The 20649-nt window shown below is 54.4% G+C and carries 16 protein-coding genes and 1 other annotated feature; of the genes, 1 reads left to right on the forward strand and 15 read right to left on the reverse strand.

Features of this window, described 5'->3' with window-relative positions; all coding sequences use genetic code 11:
- Positions 1-7 precede the first annotated feature (7 nt).
- On the reverse strand, positions 8-1372 hold the full coding sequence (hemA, locus tag QWV57_RS13480; RefSeq protein ID WP_129447343.1) for a glutamyl-tRNA reductase: 1365 nt from the start codon (positions 1370-1372) through the stop codon (positions 8-10).
- Positions 1373-1538: 166 nt separating this feature from the next.
- On the opposite strand from hemA, the gene QWV57_RS13485 reads away from it, so the two are divergent.
- Positions 1539-2024, forward strand: a complete 486-nt coding sequence (locus QWV57_RS13485; RefSeq protein WP_129447344.1) for a LiaI-LiaF-like domain-containing protein — start codon at positions 1539-1541, stop codon at positions 2022-2024.
- 41 nt (positions 2025-2065) lie between these two features.
- On the opposite strand, the gene yihA is transcribed toward QWV57_RS13485, so the two are convergent.
- From yihA to ilvE, 14 genes are all read right to left on the reverse strand, one after another.
- A complete protein-coding gene (yihA, locus tag QWV57_RS13490; RefSeq protein WP_129447345.1) occupies positions 2066-2653 on the reverse strand; it encodes a ribosome biogenesis GTP-binding protein YihA/YsxC in 588 nt (195 codons plus the stop codon).
- Positions 2650-4992 (reverse strand): endopeptidase La, encoded by a 2343-nt coding sequence (gene lon, locus QWV57_RS13495; protein WP_031212304.1) that lies wholly within the window; start codon positions 4990-4992, stop codon positions 2650-2652. The genes yihA and lon overlap by 4 nt, the downstream gene beginning before the upstream one ends.
- Before the next feature lie 230 nt (positions 4993-5222).
- Entirely contained in the window at positions 5223-6896 is a 1674-nt protein-coding gene (gene lonB / locus QWV57_RS13500; RefSeq protein ID WP_014196454.1) for an ATP-dependent protease LonB, read from the reverse strand.
- A 143-nt stretch (positions 6897-7039) separates the two neighbouring features.
- Positions 7040-8305: an ATP-dependent protease ATP-binding subunit ClpX gene (gene clpX / locus QWV57_RS13505; protein ID WP_011232128.1), complete on the reverse strand. Its 1266-nt coding sequence runs from the start codon at positions 8303-8305 to the stop codon at positions 7040-7042.
- A 230-nt stretch (positions 8306-8535) separates the two neighbouring features.
- On the reverse strand, positions 8536-9822 hold the full coding sequence (tig, locus tag QWV57_RS13510) for a trigger factor (RefSeq protein WP_060788001.1): 1287 nt from the start codon (positions 9820-9822) through the stop codon (positions 8536-8538).
- A 164-nt stretch (positions 9823-9986) separates the two neighbouring features.
- Positions 9987-10967 (reverse strand): tetratricopeptide repeat protein, encoded by a 981-nt coding sequence (locus QWV57_RS13515; RefSeq protein ID WP_033025943.1) that lies wholly within the window; start codon positions 10965-10967, stop codon positions 9987-9989.
- Between the two features lie 204 nt (positions 10968-11171).
- The gene (leuD, locus tag QWV57_RS13520; protein WP_011232131.1) at positions 11172-11765 is read right to left on the reverse strand and encodes a 3-isopropylmalate dehydratase small subunit; all 594 of its coding nucleotides are present in this window, start codon (positions 11763-11765) and stop codon (positions 11172-11174) included.
- A 96-nt stretch (positions 11766-11861) separates the two neighbouring features.
- Positions 11862-13277 (reverse strand): 3-isopropylmalate dehydratase large subunit, encoded by a 1416-nt coding sequence (leuC, locus tag QWV57_RS13525; RefSeq protein ID WP_015375530.1) that lies wholly within the window; start codon positions 13275-13277, stop codon positions 11862-11864.
- A 20-nt stretch (positions 13278-13297) separates the two neighbouring features.
- On the reverse strand, positions 13298-14413 hold the full coding sequence (gene leuB / locus QWV57_RS13530) for a 3-isopropylmalate dehydrogenase (RefSeq protein WP_011232133.1): 1116 nt from the start codon (positions 14411-14413) through the stop codon (positions 13298-13300).
- A gap of 16 nt (positions 14414-14429) precedes the next feature.
- The gene (locus QWV57_RS13535; RefSeq protein ID WP_011232134.1) at positions 14430-15977 is read right to left on the reverse strand and encodes a 2-isopropylmalate synthase; all 1548 of its coding nucleotides are present in this window, start codon (positions 15975-15977) and stop codon (positions 14430-14432) included.
- A complete protein-coding gene (gene ilvC, locus QWV57_RS13540; RefSeq protein ID WP_011232135.1) occupies positions 15964-16989 on the reverse strand; it encodes a ketol-acid reductoisomerase in 1026 nt (341 codons plus the stop codon). The genes QWV57_RS13535 and ilvC overlap by 14 nt, the downstream gene beginning before the upstream one ends.
- A 105-nt stretch (positions 16990-17094) precedes the next feature.
- Positions 17095-17613, reverse strand: a complete 519-nt coding sequence (ilvN, locus tag QWV57_RS13545) for an acetolactate synthase small subunit (protein ID WP_013144574.1) — start codon at positions 17611-17613, stop codon at positions 17095-17097.
- Positions 17592-19331 (reverse strand): acetolactate synthase large subunit, encoded by a 1740-nt coding sequence (gene ilvB, locus QWV57_RS13550; protein WP_033004993.1) that lies wholly within the window; start codon positions 19329-19331, stop codon positions 17592-17594. Before ilvB ends, ilvN begins: the two co-directional genes overlap by 22 nt.
- Before the next feature lie 70 nt (positions 19332-19401).
- Positions 19402-19668 (reverse strand) — a binding site (T-box leader).
- A 22-nt stretch (positions 19669-19690) separates the two neighbouring features.
- A complete protein-coding gene (ilvE, locus tag QWV57_RS13555; protein ID WP_011232138.1) occupies positions 19691-20590 on the reverse strand; it encodes a branched-chain-amino-acid transaminase in 900 nt (299 codons plus the stop codon).
- Positions 20591-20649: the final 59 nt, after the last annotated feature.

The following is a 20649-nucleotide window of genomic DNA, read 5'->3' on the forward strand; positions in this document are numbered from 1 at the left end:
TCCCACCTTACAGCTGCCATGATGGGCGGGCGGCACGGACCGCTTCCGCGTCTTGTTCATCGCATTGCACGGATTTCGCCTGCTCTATATGCCGCTCGGCTTTCACCGCATCTTCGATATTGAAAATTTTCATAAACAGCAAAAGCGCCTCCTCGGCATTCGGGCCGGCGGCGAGTTCCTTCGCCTGCAAAATCGGATCGCGGAGCAGCTGGTTAATAATGCTTTTCGTATGCTTATTCAACACTTTCCAGTCGCGCTCCGACAAATGCGGCAGTTTCCGCTCCAAACTTTTCATCGTTTCCGCTTGGATGGCCAGCGCCTTTTCGCGCAATGCGGCAATGACTGGCACGACGCCGAGCGTCTGCAGCCATTGGCTGAACGCCATCAGTTCCGCTTCGATCATCATTTCAATGCGAGCCGCTGCCTTTTGCCGTTCCGCCAAGTTGGCCGCCACCACATCTTGCAAATCGTCAATGTCGTACAAAAACACCGTTTCCAAATCAGCCAACGCCGGATCCAAATCGCGCGGCACCGCGATGTCAACCATAAAGAGCGGGCGGCCTTTGCGCATTTTCTCAAGCGGCGCCACCATTTCCTTCGTCAAAATATAGCCTTTGGCTCCCGTCGAGCTGATGACGATATCCGCTTCCAGAAGCGCACACGACAGCTCACTGAGCGGCTTCGCTTCGCCGGCAAACTGCTTCGCAAGCTGTTTCGCTTTTTCAAGCGTCCGGTTGACGACTGTGACTTTGCCAACGCCGCTGCCGTACAAGTTTTGCGCCGCCAGCGTCCCCATTTTGCCGGCCCCGATAATCAAGACGTGCTTGCCGGCAAGGCGGCCGAAAATCTTCTTCGCCAGCTCAACCGCCGCATAGCTGACCGATACAGCGTGCGCACCGATGCCCGTTTCCGAGTGGGCGCGCTTCGCAAACGTCACCGCCTGCTTGAACAGATGATTGAAAATCGTGCCGCTCGTCCCGACCTCTTGAGCGAGCAAATAGCTGTCTTTCACTTGCCCTAAAATTTGCGTTTCCCCAAGCACCATCGAATCAAGGCCGGCCGCCACGCGGAACAAATGCTTTATGGCCGCTTCTCCTTCAAGCACACGCAAATACGGAGCAATCGCTTCCACTTTGACGCCAAACCATTCGGCTAAAAATGCTTTCATATAGTAACGGCCGGTATGCAGTTGATCAACCACTGCATAAACTTCCGTCCGGTTGCACGTCGAGACGATCACATTTTCGAGCACGCTTTTTTGCTTGGCGAGCTGTTTCATCGCCGCACCGAGTTCCGCTTCCGCAAACGCGAGCTTTTCGCGGATTTCTACAGGGGCGGTTTTATAGTCGACGCCAACGACTACGATTTGCACGATGCCAACCCCCTTATTGACCGAATCCCTTTTATCATTATATCACAACCGTCCATCGTTCTGGTTTGAAAAAATTGTGAACATGCCTTCAAAGCTATGCTAAACTGTAGACAGTGATCATTCTATCATAAACATGTCCAAAAGGGAAACGGAGGACGCGACGATCATGAAAACCCGAACGGTATTCGCCGGCATCTTATTCATTGGCCTCGGACTGTATTTTCTCGCCGGACAGATGGAATCCCCCCTTTTCCATTTCTTCCAAGGGTGGCCGGCCTTGCTTGCCATTTGCGGCGCGGCTTTGCTTGGCCAGGCGCATTCAGCGCGCGAATATGCTTACCTTTTCCCCGGCTTTCTTTTACTCGGATTTGGCGTTGAGTTGCTCCTTGCGAGTGCATTTTCGGCCTGGCCCCGCGGCGTGAACATGTTTTTTTTCCTCATCGCGCTCGCTTTTTTCGCCAGCAGCCGCAAACAAAAAGGCGGGGCCAGCTTTGGCGTGCTTTTTTTGCTTCTCGCTGTCGTGCTGACGTTTTCCGGGCGCGGCCAGCCATTCTTTCACCTCGTCCAAGCCGGACTTTCCTCTGTCTGGAAGTTTTGGCCGCTCGGACTCATCGCCATCGGTGTCTATATATTATGGACTAGGCGAAAATAACCTTGGAAGTGAAAACACCAGCGGAATCGCTGGTGTTTTCGTCATGAGGCCACAAACGGCAAAAGCGCCGCCCATGCTTCGTCTTTCCCTTGTCCGGTCTCGGCGGAAAACAAAATGAGCGGGTCGCCGTCCGCCATCCGCAGCGTCTCGCGCGCGATTTTCACGTGTTTTTGATGCTTGCCGCGCGGCACTTTATCCGCTTTCGTCGCAATGACGATCACCGGGATCTCGTAATGTTTTAAAAACTCGTACATCATCACATCGTCTTTCGTCGGCGGATGGCGCAAATCAACGAGCAGGACCGCCGCCTTCAGCACCTCGCGCGTCGTAAAGTACGTCTCCATCATGTTCCCCCATTTTTGCCGCTCCTGCTTCGACACGCGGGCGAACCCATAACCTGGCACGTCCACAAAGTAAAACGAGTCGTTAATCAAATAAAAATTCAACGTTTGCGTTTTCCCTGGCTTTGAGGAGGTGCGCGCCAAGTTTTTCCGGTTGATCATTTTGTTGATGAATGATGATTTGCCGACGTTCGAACGGCCGGCGAGCGCCACCTCCGGCCGTCCGCCGTCCGGATATTGTTCCGGCTTGACGGCACTGGTCACAAGCTCTGCTTTCTTCACATTCATCGCTTCCACCCCACCAGCGCGTGCGGCAGCACCTCATCGAGATGAGAGACAAGCACAAAGCGCAAGTCGCGCTTCACCGTTTCCGGAATGTCAGCCAAATCTTTTTCATTGTCTTTCGGCAAAATGACGGTTTTCAATCCGGCACGATGGGCGCTTAACGTTTTCTCTTTCAGCCCCCCGATCGCAAGAACGCGGCCGCGCAGCGTAATTTCCCCGGTCATGCCGACAAAGCGGCTCACCGGCTTGCCCGTCAAAGCGGAAATGAGTGCGGTCGCAATCGTAATGCCGGCCGATGGCCCGTCTTTCGGCACCGCTCCTTCCGGAACGTGGATGTGAATATCATATTTCTCATGGAACTTCGGATCAATGTCAAGCTCCTCAGCGCGCGACCGCACGTAGCTGAACGCCGCTTGCGCTGATTCTTTCATGACATCGCCGAGCTTGCCGGTCAGCACGAGTTTCCCATTGCCTGGCGCGAGCGACACTTCGATGGCGAGCGTATCGCCGCCAAACGCCGTATACGCCAGCCCGGTCGCCACGCCAACTTGGTCTTCCGCCTCCGCTCGGCCGTAGCGGTATTTTCGCTTCCCTAAAAATTCCTCAAGATTGTTTTCTGTGATCACAACCCGCTTTTTCTCGCCGGAAACGATGAGGCGGGCCGCTTTTCGGCAGATAGCGGCGAGCTGCCGCTCAAGCTCCCGCACCCCGGCTTCGCGCGTATAATGGCGGATGATATCGAGCATCGCGTCATCGCGAATTTGCAACGCCGCCTTTTTCAGCCCGTGCTCGGTGATTTGTTTCGGCAGCAAATGCCGCTTGGCGATATGCAGCTTCTCCACTTCTGTGTAGCCTGGTATGTGGATCACTTCCATCCGGTCCAAGAGCGGCTGCGGAATCGCCGCCAAATGGTTGGCCGTGGCGATAAACATGACTTTCGATAGATCGTACGGCTCTTCAATGTAATGGTCGCTGAACGTATGATTTTGCTCTGGATCCAGCACCTCCAGCATGGCCGCCGATGGATCGCCGCGGAAATCGCTCGACATTTTGTCGATTTCATCAAGCAAGAAGACGGGGTTGATCGTGCCTGCTTTTTTCATCCCCTGGATAATGCGTCCCGGCATGGCGCCGACATACGTGCGGCGATGGCCGCGAATTTCCGATTCGTCGCGGACGCCGCCGAGCGAAACGCGGACGAAGCGGCGGCCGAGCGCTTTGGCGATCGAGCGGGCGAGCGACGTTTTGCCGACCCCCGGCGGTCCGGCGAGGCAAAGAATCGGACCTTTTAACGATTTCGTCAGCTGCTTGACGGATAAAAATTCAAGCACCCGTTCTTTCACTTTATCGAGCCCGTAATGCTCCTCGTTTAAAATCGCTTCCGCCCGCTTAATGTCGTGGATGTCTTCCGTTTCTTTCGACCACGGCAAGGCGATGAGCCAATCGAGGTAGTTGCGAATGACTGCGCTTTCCGCTGAGGTCGCCGGAATTTTTTCATAGCGGTCAAGCTCTTTCAATGCCGTTTGTTTCACATGCTCCGGCATGCCGGCCGCCTCGATTTTTTCTTTCAGCTCCTCGACTTCGCCCGTTTTTCCTTCTTTTTCGCCAAGCTCTTTTTGAATCGCCTTCATTTGCTCGCGCAAATAATACTCTTTTTGCGTCCGCTCCATCGACTGCTTGACGCGGGCGCTGATCTTTTTCTCAAGCTGGAGCACTTCTTTTTCGTTGTGCAAAATTTGGATGATTTTATTGAGGCGCTCTTTCACGTCGATCGTTTCTAAAATGCGCTGCTTTTCCTCAAGCTTAAGCGGCAAGTGCGAGGCGATGATGTCCGCCATTCGCCCCGGCTCATCGATGTCGACGATCGAGGCGTAAATGTCGACCGACAGCCGCTTGGACAAGTTTATGTACTGCTCGAAATATTCAAGCATCGTCCGCTTGAGCGCCTCATCTTCTAAATCTTTCGCCGCCCGATCAGCAAACTTTTCGACTTTGACGAGAAAGTACGGCTCCTCGCTGATCACTTCCGTAATGAGCGCCCGAGCGACGCCTTCGACAAGCACGCGGAACGTGCCGTTCGGGAGTTTTAGAAGTTGCTTGACGCGCGCGATCGTTCCCATTTTATATAAGTCATCCATGTCCGGTTCGTCGATGGCAACGTCTTTTTGCGACGTCAGCAAAATCATATGATCCTCAACCATGGCTTGTTCGAGCGCTTTGACCGATTTCTCGCGCCCGACATCCAAATGGAGCACCATCGTCGGAAACACGAGCAGCCCACGCAGCGGCAAAAGCGGAACGACCGTCTCCTTTTTCTTTCCGTTCACGCCGAACACCTCCATCTCTCGCTTCTATTCGTTTATTGTATAGTACGGCAGCAGGGTTTGTAAAATTTGACGAACGAAAAAGCGCGCGGCGCTCCGTCTGCAGGCAAAGAAAAACCGACTTCAGCGACGATCCGCTTGCGCCGAAGCCGTACATAAAAGAGAGGCCGGGCGAACCGCCCGACTCGGTTGCGAGCGGACCGCCCGCTTTCGTTGCCAACCGTTCGCCTTGCCGCCGTTTCCTTTGGCTAGACGAGCTTTTTCTCCGAGCGGTCCATAGCCGCTGGCAGCAGCGCGGGGCCTCGGCGGAGCGCCTCTTCGCCGAACACATGGACGAGCACTTCCTCGAGGCGGCGGACGGCGATGATTTGAATGCCGCTGACTTCGCCTAGCAACGATTGCATATTCTCAATCGGGATGATGACTTTTTTCGCCCCGGCTTGTTTGGCCGCTTTGATTTTGGCGAACACGCCGCCGACCGGTTTCACGCAGCCACGGATGCTGATTTCTCCGGTCATCGCGACCGTATGATCGACTGGCAGCTGGTAGATGGCGGAATAAATGCCGACGGCAATCGCCACCCCGGCTGACGGGCCGTCAACCGGCACCCCGCCCGGAAAGTTGACATGAATGTCGTAGCGGTCCGCTGGCACGCCCATCGCCCGCAACACCGTAATGACGTTTTCCGCCGAGCCGCGCGCCATGCTTTTGCGCCGCACCGATTTTTCTGCACTGCCGATGCTTTCCTCCTCGACAATGCCGGTGACATTGATCGACCCTTTCCCTTTGGCCGGCAAAGCGGTCACCTCAATTTCCAACAGCGCGCCGGTGTTCGGGCCGTACACGGCAAGGCCATTGACGACGCCGACCGCCGGAGCGGAAGCGATTTTCTTCTCATAGCGCGGAGTCATTTGGCTCGATTGAATGACCCATTCAATATCTTTGTCCAAAATGTGTTCTCGGTTTTCCGTGATGGCTAGGCCAGCGGCAATTTGCATCATGTTGACCGCCTCCCGCCCGTTGCGCGCATAGGCGGCAAGGAGGCGAATGCCGCTTTCTGACACGTTCAAGCGGATTTTTTCCGCCGCCTTTTTCGCGATGAGGGCGATTTCATCTTGGTCCAATTCACGGAAAAATACTTCCAGGCAGCGAGAGCGAATGGCCGGAGGAATTTCGTTCGGCGTGCGCGTCGTCGCCCCGACAAGACGGAAATCAGCCGGCAGTCCATTTTGGAAAATATCGTGAATATGGCTTGGGATTTGCGGATTTTCTTTGCTGTAATAGGCGCTTTCAAAAAATACTTTCCGGTCCTCAAGCACTTTCAACAACTTGTTCATTTGGATCGGATGAAGCTCGCCGATTTCGTCGATGAATAAAACGCCCCCGTGGGCGTTCGTCACCGCCCCTTGCTTCGGCTGAGGAATGCCGGCTTGCCCCATCGCCCCGGCCCCTTGGTAAATCGGGTCGTGCACCGAGCCGATGAGGGGGTCGGCGATGCCGCGCTCGTCAAAGCGCGCCGTCGTCGCGTCAAGCTCCACGAATACCGCATTTTTCTTAAACGGGGAGAGCGGATTTTTTTTCGCTTCCTCAAGCACGAGCCGAGCAGCTGCCGTCTTGCCGACGCCGGGCGGCCCGTAAATGATGACATGTTGCGGGTTGGGGCCGCATAAAGCAGCTTTTAACGCCTTGATGCCGTCTTCCTGACCGACGATGTCGTCAAAACTTTTCGGCCGCACTTTTTCCGCCAGCGGCTCGGTGAGCGAAATCGAACGCAGCTTGCGGAGTTGTTCCATCTCTTTGCGCGACTCTTTATCAATCGAAACTTTTTGCACACGCTGCCCTCTTAGCAAATTCCAAAAATAAAGGCCGATGATGACCCCGAAAAACAGCTGGATGACCAGTACGATGTTCGTCCAATCCATGCCCCGATATCCTCCTGCCTTTAGATGGTATGTAGTATGATAGTATCTCCGCGAACTGGCGGGAATAAACCAAAAAAGCGCCAGCGGGCGCGCGGGGCATGGGCGGCAAAAAAAGAAACCGCCGAAAAAAGGCGGTTTTCCCATCAGGCAGATGTTTTCCGTTCCAGCTCGATGACGGTGCCATCATGACGGATCAGCGTCGGCGGCTTTGTGCCGCGCACCGTGTCGAGCGTGATGATGCACTTTTGCACATCTTCGCGCGACGGCAGCTCAAACATCACATCGAGCATAATGCCTTCGATGATCGAGCGAAGGCCGCGCGCGCCCGTTTTCCGCTCAATCGCTTTTTTCGCGATTTCACGGAGCGCCGCTTCTTCAAACTCGAGCTCAACGCCGTCAAGCTCCAGCATTTTTTGGTATTGCTTCACAATGGCATTTTTCGGTTTCGTCAAAATGTCGATCAACGCCTGTTCGTCGAGCGGCTCGAGCGTCGTAATGACCGGCAGACGGCCGATGAACTCCGGAATAAGTCCGAATTTGAGCAAGTCTTCCGGCAGCACTTTCGACAACAAGTTTTTCTCGTCGACATCCGTCTGGTTCATTTCCGCGCCAAAACCGATCACTTTTTTGCCAAGACGGCGCTTGATGATCGGCTCAATGCCATCAAACGCTCCACCGCAAATGAACAAAATGTTCGTCGTATCGATTTGAATGAATTCTTGATGCGGATGTTTGCGGCCGCCCTGCGGCGGAACGCTGGCAATGGTGCCTTCTAAAATCTTGAGCAGCGCCTGTTGCACCCCTTCGCCGGATACGTCGCGAGTGATGGAAGGGTTTTCCGATTTGCGGGCGATTTTGTCAATTTCATCGATGTAAATAATGCCTTTTTCCGCCCGTTCGACGTCATAATCAGCCGCTTGGATGAGCTTTAACAAAATGTTTTCGACGTCTTCGCCAACATAGCCGGCCTCTGTAAGCGAGGTGGCATCGGCGATGGCAAACGGCACGTTCAAAATGCGCGCCAGTGTTTGCGCCAGCAGCGTTTTCCCGCTCCCGGTCGGCCCGATCATCAAAATGTTGCTTTTCGACAGCTCGACATCATCGATTTTGCTGCCGGAATTGATCCGTTTATAATGATTGTAAACCGCAACGGCGAGCGATTTTTTCGCCTCATCTTGACCGATGACGTACTCATCTAGAATTTCCCGAATTTCCAACGGTTTCGGCACGTCTTTAAATTCAAATTCCTCTTCATTGCCGAGCTCCTCTTCAACAATTTCCGTGCATAGCTCAATGCACTCGTCGCAAATGTAAACCCCCGGACCGGCAACGAGCTTTCGGACTTGGTCTTGTGTTTTGCCGCAGAACGAACATTTCAATTGCCCTTTTTCATCATTAAACTTAAACATGTCATTTCACCCCTTGCCAACGAAATCGCGCCTGCTTATGTATCCATGTCCGCCATCTCTTATGTCGTAAAAATGTATGTATTCGCTATTTTACCATACATGTTCCTGAGAAAGCGAATGAAAAAACCGTCGTCCATTTGGAAAAGTTTGAAAATTGCCGTTCAGGCGCCATGGTTGTGGATAAAGAACAAGGCACGAAGTCTCGCGCCTTGTTCCTTCCTTAAGATATATTATGCCGCAACCTTGCTGTGCTCTACAAGAAAATCGACTGTTTTCCGCCATTTCAAATCTTCTTTGACGCCATCTAAGCTGCCGAGCAGCTCTTTCAGCTTGTCCACGCTCAGCTTGTAGACTTCCGCCATTTTTTCGAGCTCTTTGTTTACTTCCTCGTCGGTTACTTCAATGTTTTCGGCCTTCGCGATCGCTTCAAGCGTCAACGCCGCGCGCACCCGTTTTTCGGCATCTTCTTTCATTTGCTCGCGCAACGACGCTTCATCTTGGCCGGAGAATTGGTAATACAACTGCAAGTTCAGACCTTGCATTTGCAGGCGTTGGTCAAATTCGCGAAGCATCCGGTCGGTTTCATTTTTGATCATGACCTCTGGAATATCCATTTCGGCGTTGGCTGCCGCTTTTTCGACAACCGCATTGCGCAAGGCAGTCTCCGCCTCGTTCTTTTTCTCCTCTTCCAAACGGGCGCGAATTTTCGCCTTCAGTTCGTCAAGCGTTTCGACTTCTTCATCGACGTCTTTGGCAAACTCATCGTCAAGCGCCGGCAACTGTTTCGCTTTCACTTCATGCACTTGCACTTTGAACGTCGCCGGTTTGCCGGCCAATTGCTTCGCGTGGTATTCATCCGGGAATGTGACTTGGATTTCTTTTTCCTCGCCGGCTTTCATGCCGACAAGCTGTTCTTCAAACCCCGGAATGAACGTTCCAGAACCGATTTCAAGCGAATAGTTCTCCGCCTTGCCGCCTTCAAACGGCTCGCCGTCGACAAATCCTTCGAAATCGATGACGACCGTATCACCGTTTTCCACTGTCCCGTCTTCTTTCACGACAAGTTCAGCGTAATCTTCTTGCAGGCGTTTCAGTTCGTTTTCGACATCTTCGTCCGTCACGGTTGTATCCATTTTTTCCACTTCAAGCCCTTTGTATTGACCGAGCTTCACTTCCGGCTTTACGGTCACTTTCGCTTTGAAAATTAAGCTTTTGCCTTTTTCCATTTGCTCAATGTCAATCTCCGGCATTGACACCGGTTCGATGCCTGCCTCTTCGACGGCTTTGGCATACGCCTCTGGCAGCAAAATGTCGAGCGCATCTTGATAGAGCGCTTCGACGCCGAAGCGTTTTTCAAACAGAACGCGCGGCACTTTCCCCTTGCGGAAGCCCGGAAGCGTGATGTTTTTCACCACTTTTTTAAACGCGGCGTCCAAGCCTTTGTTCACTTTCTCGGCGTCGACCTCAACGGTCAATACGCCTTCGTTCCCTTCAAGCTTTTCCCATTTGACTGACATCCTTGTTCCCTCCACCTGAAATCATTGCTCGGACCATAGCGCACTCCGCTTGTCCAGATCTTTTTATGATGCCCGATTATGTAGACAAGTATGCGAAAACAGATACATAGCACAGCCATTATATTATACCATACAACAGCCATGTTTCAACAGAGAACGAGCCATTAGAGGGAGGAAAGTTCCTCTATTTCATATAGTTTTTGGCAAAGCCTTGCCATCTCCGCCGCCTCCACACCGTAGCGGTCGGCCAAGGCGGCCGCGTCAGCATCCAAGCCTAAAAACCGGCTCGCCATCCAATGGAGAGCAGCAAGCCAGGCCGCTGCATCCGCCGGCTCCGGCGGAAACGGATACAACACATATGCATAGCGAAGCCAAATTTCCGCCGCCGTTTCGTATAAGCTCGGGCTTTCCGCCGCGAGCTGCTGCTCAAGCCGGCCCAGCAGTTCGGAAGCAAATTCCGTTTCCGTCTGTTCGTCCAACGCTGACGGGACGACCTCCATGCAACGGCCAAATTTTTCAACCGTCACCGTTTCATTGACTCGCTTCCCTGTCAACAGGCGAAGAAGCATCGTTTTCGCCATCGGGCTTTTTTCCGGTGCGCGTAAATATTGCTTGAGCAACGGCAGCACCGGATCGATGTCTTCTTTTTCCAGTTGTTTAATCAGTTGCAGCTGCTCAGCAATGTCCCCGGACTCAAGCAGCCGTCTCACCCGCTTCCACTCCGCGGGCGGAAGCGTGCGGGCATTCATTTTTTCACTGAATCGAAGCAGCTGGTGAAGCTGTTCGCGCAGCGAAACGGATAGCGACGGACGGCGCAAGGCGTGGCGGATCACGGTTTCGGCCTTGCTGTATCGATTCGTTTGCAACAATATGGCAATATACATTTGCAACAGTTCACCGTTGCCCGGTTGCTCGTCAAGCAAACCGGCAAGACGCCGCTCCGCCTCATCATATTCCCCAAGCTCATAGCAACAGACAGCCAGCCCAAGCCGAACCGGAAAGCTGTGGTCGCCAAGCTGTTCGGCGGCGCGCAAAAAGCGGAGCGCTTCTTTATATCGCTTCGCCTCGAGCGCAGCAAACGCCTCTTCCATAAGCCGTTCTTTTGTTTGCGGAAACATGATGATTTTTCCTTTTTTCCCGGCCATCTTCGCCCGCTCCCATTTGCATTTACCATCAGTGTAACAAGTTTTCCCTCGCGAAACAACCCGCGTCTTGCTGGGTAACACAAGCCGCTTGTTTGCCGAAAAGCAGCCGGCCTCTGGACGCAGACGCCGTCAAACGCGAAAAAGGCTGCTCCCGCCGATTGGCAGAGCAACCCATCTCTCCTTGCCGCCCGGAACACATGGCGCTTACGGCCGTGGACAATGCCGTCGTTCGTAGGCGGCGATATGCGCTTCGTACACAAACGTCAAATCAATTTCGTCCCATCCTTTTAGCAACAGCTGTTTTCGATACGGGTCGATGTCAAACGGACGCGAAAATCCTTCATCGTCAAATACCCGCTGTTCTTCAAGCGAAACCGTCAGTTCATAGTCTGCGCGCTCGCTTTGGCGCAGCAAGTAGCGGACATCCTCTTTATCCAGCCGGATCGGCAACAGCCCATTTTTTAAGCAGTTGTTGTAAAAAATATCGGCAAACGATGGGGCAATGATGACGCGGAATCCGTAATCTTGCAGCGCCCACGGCGCATGTTCGCGCGATGAGCCGCAGCCGAAGTTTTCATCGGCGACTAAAATCGTCGCCCCTTCGTTTTCCGGGCGGTTGAGCTCAAACTCCGGATTTGGCGTGCCGTCGCTCAAATACCGCCAATCGTAAAAGAGAAACTGGCCAAAGCCAGTGCGTTCAATCCGTTTCAAAAACTGCTTTGGAATGATTTGATCGGTATCAATATTCGCACGATCGATGCCGGCGGTTTTTCCGCGATGGATCGTAAACGGCTTCATCGTCCTTTCCCCCTTCCGTTATGGATGTCACTGATGGCAAAGGAGCTCGGCTTCCTAGGATGCCGCGCCGCCTCTTTTGCCATCACGATCGTCAATTTAACAGACCGGCTCGGCTTCAAGCTGGCGCACATCGACAAAATGTCCGTAAATCGCAGCCGCCGCGGCCATCACCGGGCTGACGAGATGCGTGCGCGCCCCTTTTCCTTGCCGCCCTTCAAAGTTGCGATTCGACGTTGACGCACAGTGCTCGCCTTCCGGAATGATGTCCGGGTTCATGCCCAAACAGGCGCTGCAGCCGGAGTCGCGCCATTCAAAACCGGCGTCGATGAAAATTTGCGCCAACCCTTCCGCCTCGGCTTGTTTTTTCACTTGCTGCGATCCAGGCACGACGAGCGCCCGTACACCCGGAGCCACTTTTTTCCCTTTCACGATGCTCGCCGCCGCGCGCAAATCGCTGAGGCGTGAGTTGGTGCACGAACCGATGAAGACGTGCTGCACCGGAATATCCGTAATCGGCGTGCCCGGCTTGAGCCCCATGTACTCAAGCGCCCGGCGCACCGCGTTTTGCTCTGTTTTGCTTTCAAATTGCTCGGGATGCGGCACGACGCCATCGACGGAAGTGCTCATCGCGGGGTTCGTCCCCCACGTCACCATCGGAGCGATCGTCGACGCATCGATTTCAATCGTTTTATCGTATTCCGCCCCCTCATCGCTTGCTAACGCCCGCCACCGTTCCACCGCCTTGTCAAACTCCTCGCCTTTTGGCGCATATTTGCGGCCGCGCAAATAGGCAAACGTCGTTTCATCCGGGCTGATGAGGCCGGCTCTCGCCCCAGCTTCAATCGACATGTTGCAAATCGTCATTCGCTCTTCCATCGACATGCGTCGGATCGCTTCCCCTGTAAATTCGATAATATAACCGGTGCCGACGCCAACGCCATAGCGGCCGATAATGGCCAAGATGACGTCTTTGGCGGTCACTCCTTTGCCGAGGCGGCCGTTGATGCAGATTTGCAGCGTTTTCGGCTTATGCTGCCAAAGCGTTTGCGTCGCCAATACATGCTCGACTTCGCTCGTGCCGATGCCAAACGCCAAGGCGCCAAACGCCCCGTGCGTCGACGTATGGCTGTCGCCGCAAACGATCGTTTTTCCCGGCTGGGTCAACCCGAGCTCTGGGCCGATGACGTGAACGATTCCTTGCTCTTCGCTGTTTAGGTCGGCGAGCGGAATGCCGAACTCGCGGCAGTTGCGCTCAAGCGCAGCGATTTGGTTGCGCGCCACTTCGTCGGTAATCACAAATCGGTTAACGGTCGGCACGTTATGGTCCATCGTCGCAAAGGTCAAATCCGGCCGCCGCACCTTCCGTCCTTTTTGCCGCAACCCTTCAAACGCTTGCGGCGAGGTCACTTCATGCACTAAGTGCAAATCGATGTACAATAAATCCGGTTTGCCCTCCTCACGGTAGACGACGTGGTTTTCCCAAATTTTATCGATGATCGTTTTCGGCTTCATTGGCTTTCACCTCGCACGTCTTAGGCATAAACGGTCATAATTTGAGCAATGGCCGTATAATCCAGCACCGCTGTTTTGATTTCTTCGACCATTTCGTTCGTTGATACGATGCGGCCGCCGCTTGGCGCCAAGTCGGCAGTGCGCAAACCTTGATCGAGCGCCTGCCGCACCGCGTGCTCGACCGCCTCCGCTTCCGCGGTGAGCCCGAACGACAGGCGAAGCATCATCGCAGCTGACAAAATCGCCGCAATCGGATTGGCTTTGTTCATGCCGGCGATATCAGGCGCTGAACCGTGCACCGGCTCATACAAGCTCGGACCGGAAGCGGATAAGCTGGCTGACGGCAGCATCCCGAGCGAACCGGACAACATGGAGGCTTCATCGCTTAAAATGTCGCCAAACATGTTTTCTGTCACAATGACATCAAACTGCTTCGGCGCACGGATGAGCTGCATCGCGGCATTGTCAACAAGCATATGCTCAAGCGTGACGTCCGGAAACTGCTTCGCCACCTCTTCGGCCACTTCCCGCCATAGACGGCTTGACGAAAGGACGTTCGCCTTGTCGACCGAAGTCACTTTTTTCTTCCGCCCGCGTGCGAGTATAAACGCCATGCGGACGATCCGCTCAATTTCTTCCTTTTTATATAGCAAGGTGTCCACTGCTTTTTCTTCGCCGTTTTCGACGACGCGGCCGCTCGGCTGGCCGAAGTAAATGCCGCCGGTCAGCTCGCGGACGATGACAAAATCGACGCCTTGCACGAGATCCGGTTTTAACGGCGAAGCGGAAACCAAACTGTCATAGCAAACAACCGGCCGCAAGTTGGCATATAAGTCGAGCTGCTTGCGAATGGCAAGCAATCCTTTTTCCGGGCGCAAATGCGGAGGGTTGTCATCCCACTTCGGACCGCCGACCGCCCCAAGCAGCACCGCATCGCTTTCTCGGCAAAGGCGGAGCGTTTCCTCGGGGAGCGGCGTCCCCGCCTCATCGATCGCCGCTCCACCGATCAATCCATATTCAAACGTAAACTCGTGGCCAAACCGGATGCCGACCGCTTTCAATACCTCGACCGCTCCGGACGTCACTTCTTTGCCGATGCCATCCCCTGGCAAGACGGCAATCCGATAGTTTCCCATTCTGAATCCCCCCGTTTTATGGTGTTGCCACTTTCTCGTTTTCGCCGCGCATCGCTTCGATCATAAACACACGGTTGATGGCGTTGATGTACGCTTTCGCCGATGCTTCCAACACGTCTTGTGCAGTGCCGCGCCCGCTCGTCTCGATGTCATGGGCGCGCACTTTGACGAACACTTGGGCCAACGCATCGCGGCCGCCGCCGACCGATTCGATCCGGTAGTCAAGCAGCGTCACCGGCGTTTGGAAGCAACGTTCCAATGTATTGTACAGCGCCTCGACGCTGCCCGCGCCGGTCGCCGCTTCTTGGATTTCATTCCCCTTCCCGTCTTTCAGTACAACGACCGCTGTCGGAATTTGATTCGTCCCGTATTGCACTTGGATGGAAGACAATTGGTAAAAATCTTTAAAGTGGTCGAACTTCTCTTCGAAAATCAACGCGATTAAATCATCATCGGTAATGTCCTTCTTTTTGTCAGCCAATTCTTTAAAACGGACAAACAGCTGATTGATTTCTTCATCGGACAACGTGTAGCCGAGCTCCTCGACCCGGTTGCGAAGCGCATGGCGGCCGGAATGTTTGCCGAGCACCATCGAATTCGACGGCACGCCGACGAGCTCCGGCGAAATGATTTCGTATGTCGTTTTTTCTTTTAAGACGCCGTCTTGATGGATGCCCGATTCGTGGGCAAACGCATTTTTGCCGACGACCGCTTTGTTGGGTGGAACGACGACCCCGGTCAGCTTGCTGACAAGATTGCTTGTGCGCTTAATTTCCTGCAAATTGAGGCGCGTTTCCACTTGATAGTAGTCTTTGCGGATGTGAAGGGCCACAGCGATTTCCTCAAGCGCCGCATTGCCGGCCCGCTCGCCGATGCCGTTGATTGTGCACTCGACCTGCGTCGCTCCATGTTCAATGGCCGATAGCGAGTTCACCACCGCCATGCCCAAGTCATCATGACAATGAGCGGAGAGTGAAACATTTTCAATATTCGGAACATTGTTTTGCAAATAGAGGAAAATTTCCCCGTATTCTTTCGGCGTAATATAGCCGACCGTATCCGGAATGTTGATCACCGAGGCGCCGGCTTTGATCACTTCGGCGACGATTTTCGCCAAAAACGGCAACTCGCTTCGGCACGCATCTTCCGCCGACCATTGGACGATCGGGAAAAAGCGCTTCGCGTATTTCACCGCCTCAACCGCCGCTTCAATCACTTGTTCCGGCGTCATCCGCAATTTATGCACCATATGGATCGGCGAGGTGGCGATGAATAGGTGGAGCCGCGGCTCCGCGCCGCCTTTTAACGCCTCCCACGCCGCATCAATATCGCTTCGGACCGAGCGCGACAGCCCGGTGACCGAGCATGTTCTCACCGTTTCGGCGATTTGTTTGACCGCCTCAAAATCGCCTTTCGATGAGGCGGGGAAACCCGCCTCGATGATGTCAACCCGCAGCCGTTCAAGCTGACGGGCAATTTCCAACTTTTCTTGCAAATTCAAGTTCACACCAGCAGATTGTTCCCCGTCACGCAATGTGGTATCAAAAAACTTAATTTTTCGCACCTGGCACCACCGCCTCGACTTGTTTTGCCTTCACAAACGGCATCATGCTTCGCAGTTCGCGTCCGACAATCTCAATCAAATGCTCATTCTCACGCCGGTTGATGGCGTTGAACTCCGGACGGTTCGCTTGGTTTTCCAAAATCCAGCTCTTCGCGAATTTGCCCGTTTGAATGTCATCGAGCACCTTTTTCATTTCCGCTTTCACAGCGTCGTTAATAATGCGCGGGCCGGTGATAAAGTCGCCCCATTGCGCCGTATCGGAAATCGAATAGCGCATCCACGACAAACCGCCTTCGTAAAGGAGATCGACGATGAGCTTCATCTCATGCAAACACTCAAAATAGGCGACTTCCGGCTGATACCCGGCTTCAACGAGCGTTTCAAACCCGGCTTTGATGAGCGCCGTCAGCCCACCGCACAGCACCGCTTGTTCACCGAACAAGTCGGTTTCCGTCTCTTCTTTGAACGTCGTCTCCAACACCCCAGCTCGAGCAGCGCCGATCGCTTTCGCGTAGGCGAGCGCCGTTTCTCTCGCGTGTCCGGTCACATCTTGGTAGACGGCGATGAGCGCCGGCACGCCCGCTCCTTCCGTATATGTGCGCCGCACGAGATGGCCTGGGCCTTTCGGCGCAACCAAGAAGACGTCAACATGATTCGGCGGGACGATTTGGCTGAAATGGATGTTAAAGCCGTGCGCAAACACAAGCGCATTGCCTGGCTCGAGTTCCGGCTCGATTTCCTCTTTGTACACGGCCGGCTGCTTCTCATCCGGCAACAGCACCATGACGATATCAGCCTGCTTCGCCGCTTCGCGGACGGAATACACCTCAAACCCGTCTTGCTCTGCTTGCTCCCACGATTTTCCTTTTCGCAGCCCGACGATGACGCGGACGCCGCTGTCGCGCAAGTTTTGCGCATGGGCGTGGCCTTGTGAGCCGTAGCCGATGATCGCGACCGTTTTCCCTTGCAAATATTGTTCGTTTGCATCCCCGTTATAGTAGACTTTTGCCATGATTACCCTCTCCTTTGTCCTGTAGATAAATGTTGGTCAAGAAACAGCGCAAATGCTGCGATGGCGCCATGACTGCGCATGGGTGCGGTTTTGTATTGATGGTTGTTAAATGATAAACGCCGTTTTCTGGTTCGTGGTCGCTTTTTGCGCCCCGCGGGTGAACGCGGTTGTTCCCGTGCGCGCCACTTCCTTAATGCCGTACGGGCGCAATAGTTCAATCAACGCCTCGACTTTCTCCGGCTCGCCGGTCACTTGAATGACGAGGCTGTCTTTGCTTACGTCGACGATCGAGGCGCGGAACGGCTCGATGAGCGTGTAAATTTCCTGGCGGACCGCCGGAGGAGCGGCAACTTTAATGAGCGCCAGCTCGCGGGCGACGATCGCTTGGTCGGTGATGTCATTCACCTTCAACACATCAATCTGCTTGTTCAGCTGCTTAATGATTTGCTCCGCCGTCCGTTCATCGTCAACGTTGACGACGAACGTCATCCGCGAAACGCCCTCGATTTCCGTATGCCCGACCGTAATGCTTTCGATATTGTAATGCCGCTTCGTAAACAGCCCGGTAATGCGGTTTAACACGCCCGGGCGGTTGTTGACCGTCATCGTGATAATTCTTCGCACGCTTTCACCCCCACCATTTCATGAAGCCCTTTGCCGGGCGCCACCATCGGATACACGTTCTCGTCGGCGCGGACATGGAAATCAAGCAGCACCGGCCCATCCATCGCAAACGCTTGTTTTAACACTTCAGCTGCTTCCGCCTCCGTCTTCGCCCGCAGCCCCGGTATGCCGTATGCTTCAGCGAGTTTTACAAAATCCGGCTGATTCGGGATGAGCGAATGGGAGTACCGTTTTTCGTAAAACAGCTCCTGCCATTGCCGCACCATGCCGAGCGCCTGGTTGTTGACGATGACGATTTTAATTGGCAACCCCAGCTCTTGAATGACCGACAGTTCTTGGAACGTCATTTGGAAGCCGCCGTCGCCGACGATCGAAACGACCGTAGCGCTCCGGTCGGCGAGCTGGGCGCCGATCGCTGCCGGAAGCCCGAAGCCCATCGTGCCGAGCCCCCCGGACGTCACCCACCGGTGCGGTCGATTGAACTTGTAATATTGCGCCGCCCACATTTGGTGCTGGCCGACGTCCGTTGTGACGATCGCTTCGCCATTTGTCAATTCGTAAATCATTTCGACAAGCTTTTGCGGCTTGATCGTCCCGGCTTCCGGCTCGTAATGGAGCGGGAAGCGCCGCTTCCACTCATTGAGCTGTTCGAGCCACGCCGCGTTGTCAGCCGGTTTGCCTTGCTGGGCGATCAGTTCCTGCAGCGCCGCTTTGGCGTCGCTGACAATCGGAATTTTGGTCGGCACGTTTTTGCCGATTTCCGCCGGGTCGATGTCGATATGAGCGACAGTCGCCTTTGGCGCGAAGTATTTCAAGTTGCCGGTGACCCGGTCGTCAAAACGGGCGCCGATGTTGATAAGCAAATCGCACTCATAGAGCGCCATGTTCGCCGTGTACGTCCCGTGCATGCCCGCCATCCCCAAGAAAAGCGGATGGTCTGCCGGGAAACCGCCAAGGCCAAGGAGCGTATGAATGACCGGAATGTTTTGCTGTTCGGCGTATTGCCGCAATTCATTGGACGCATTGGCGTGCAAGACGCCAGCGCCGGCTAAAATGACCGGCCGCTTTGATTGGCTGACCGCCTCGACAAGCCGGCGGATTTGCCAATGGTTCGGCTGCGTCGTCGGCTGATAGCCAGGCAAATGAACGTCTTGATCGTAATCAAACTCCCCTTCGGCCGTCGTAATGTCTTTTGGAATATCGATCAACACCGGTCCGGGGCGCCCGGTCGTCGCGATGTGAAACGCCTCTTTAATGATTCTCGGCAGCTCGCTGATGTCGCGCACTTGGTAGTTGTGTTTCGTAATCGGCATCGTAATGCCGACAACGTCCGCCTCCTGAAACGCATCCGAACCGATGACGCTTGTCGCCACTTGCCCGGTAAAGACGACGAGCGGCAGCGAATCCATCATCGCGTCGGTCAACCCGGTGACGATGTTGGTCGCTCCCGGGCCGGAGGTGGCGATGACGACCCCCGGTTTTCCAGAAATGCGCGCATATCCTTCCGCCGCATGGATGGCCCCTTGCTCATGCCGCGTCAGCACGTGGAACACGCCGGCTTTATACAACTCGTCATACAGCGGGAGCACCGCCCCCCCTGGATAGCCGAAGATGACTTCGACTTTTTCTTCCTTGAGCGCTTCAATGAGCATCAGCGACCCGCTCATTCTCGCCTTCGTCCTCGCTTTTTCTTGTTCCTCGACTTTCATTTTTGTCATCGTCGATCCTCCCTGTGATTTGTCATCCATATAAAAAACCTTTCCGCCCACGATGGCTGTCATTTCCAGCCAAAGGGGCGAAAAGGTTTCCTTTCCGCGGTACCACCCTTCTTCACGGCCGTGACGGCCGCCTCAGGAGCGGCCAGCCGAAGCCGGCCGCTCATTTTGGTAACGAGTGAAGCGCGCGTCTCCACTCGTCCAGCCCTACTAGCCGTCCGGCGTTCAGGCTGGCGCTCAGAGGTGAGTTCATCAAGCGGCAACATCACCGGTTCGCAGCTCCCCCGGCTCTCTGTGGATGTTGGCCCCGCTGACTACTTATCCTCGTCAACGCTTTTTCGCTATCCACTTGTCATGGACGATCAACCGACATTGGCGTTCGTCGGATACACCTTTACTCCTTCGACGACCACGCGGCGGCGGAATTCTTCAAGCAACCGCTTGGTATGCGGTCCCGGCGTCCCGTCGCCGATCGTCCGGCCATCGACTTTAATGACCGAAATGACTTCGGCCGCCGTCCCCGTCAAAAACACTTCATCCGCGACATAGACGTCATGGCGGGTAAACGGCTCCTCTTTCACCGTATAGCCGAGATCCTCCGCGATTTCGATGATCGCTTGGCGCGTAATGCCTTCAAGCGCCCCGACATACCCAGGCGGCGTGTAAATGACGCCGTTTTTGATGATGAAAACATTGTCTCCCGAACCTTCCGCGACATAGCCTTGATCGTTTAAGATCAGCGCTTCGCTTACGTTCGCCAAATGCGCCTCGATTTTGACAAGCACATTGTTTAGGTAGTTGAGCGATTTGACTTTCGGGCTCAGCACATCAGAGCGGTTGCGGCGCGTCGCCACTGTCACCACTTCGATGCCGGTTTCATATAAATGCTTCGGGAAGAGCGCGAGCGGCTCGACGATAATCACGATTTGCGGCGTTTTGCATTTGTACGGATCCAGTCCTAAATCGCCGACCCCGCGCGAAACAACCAGGCGGATGTACGCATCTTGATAGCCGTTGCGGCGGATCGTTTCGAGCACGTGGCCAATCATTTCTTCCTTCGTGTACGGAATGTCGAGCAAAATCGATTTCGCGGAATTGTATAGCCGATCTATATGTTCTTCGAGGCGGAATACGTTGCCGCTATAGACACGAATGCCTTCAAATACCCCGTCGCCATACAAAAATCCATGGTCATACACGGAAATTTTGGCGTTTTCTTTTGTCACAAATTCTCCGTTTAAAAAGATCCATTGTTCGCCCACTTCGGTTCCCCTCTTCCTTGATCAGTCAGCAGTTGCTTTGAACGGCTTGATCATTGTAT

Source organism: Geobacillus zalihae (genome assembly GCF_030414215.1).
GTDB classification, from domain to species: Bacteria; Bacillota; Bacilli; order Bacillales; family Anoxybacillaceae; genus Geobacillus; species Geobacillus zalihae.

What these genes read in the sequence shown, in the direction of transcription:
- QWV57_RS13485 (WP_129447344.1), top strand. Translation starts at nt 1,539, where the DNA reads ATGAAAACCCGAACGGTATTCGCCGGCATCTTATTCATTGGCCTCGGA.
- yihA (WP_129447345.1), bottom strand. Translation starts at nt 2,653, where the DNA reads ATGAATGTGAAGAAAGCAGAGCTTGTGACCAGTGCCGTCAAGCCGGAA.
- lon (WP_031212304.1), bottom strand. Translation starts at nt 4,992, where the DNA reads ATGGAGGTGTTCGGCGTGAACGGAAAGAAAAAGGAGACGGTCGTTCCG.
- lonB (WP_014196454.1), bottom strand. Translation starts at nt 6,896, where the DNA reads ATGGATTGGACGAACATCGTACTGGTCATCCAGCTGTTTTTCGGGGTC.
- clpX (WP_011232128.1), bottom strand. Translation starts at nt 8,305, where the DNA reads ATGTTTAAGTTTAATGATGAAAAAGGGCAATTGAAATGTTCGTTCTGC.
- tig (WP_060788001.1), bottom strand. Translation starts at nt 9,822, where the DNA reads ATGTCAGTCAAATGGGAAAAGCTTGAAGGGAACGAAGGCGTATTGACC.
- QWV57_RS13515 (WP_033025943.1), bottom strand. Translation starts at nt 10,967, where the DNA reads ATGGCCGGGAAAAAAGGAAAAATCATCATGTTTCCGCAAACAAAAGAA.
- leuD (WP_011232131.1), bottom strand. Translation starts at nt 11,765, where the DNA reads ATGAAGCCGTTTACGATCCATCGCGGAAAAACCGCCGGCATCGATCGT.
- leuC (WP_015375530.1), bottom strand. Translation starts at nt 13,277, where the DNA reads ATGAAGCCGAAAACGATCATCGATAAAATTTGGGAAAACCACGTCGTC.
- leuB (WP_011232133.1), bottom strand. Translation starts at nt 14,413, where the DNA reads ATGGGAAACTATCGGATTGCCGTCTTGCCAGGGGATGGCATCGGCAAA.
- ilvC (WP_011232135.1), bottom strand. Translation starts at nt 16,989, where the DNA reads ATGGCAAAAGTCTACTATAACGGGGATGCAAACGAACAATATTTGCAA.
- ilvB (WP_033004993.1), bottom strand. Translation starts at nt 19,331, where the DNA reads ATGACAAAAATGAAAGTCGAGGAACAAGAAAAAGCGAGGACGAAGGCG.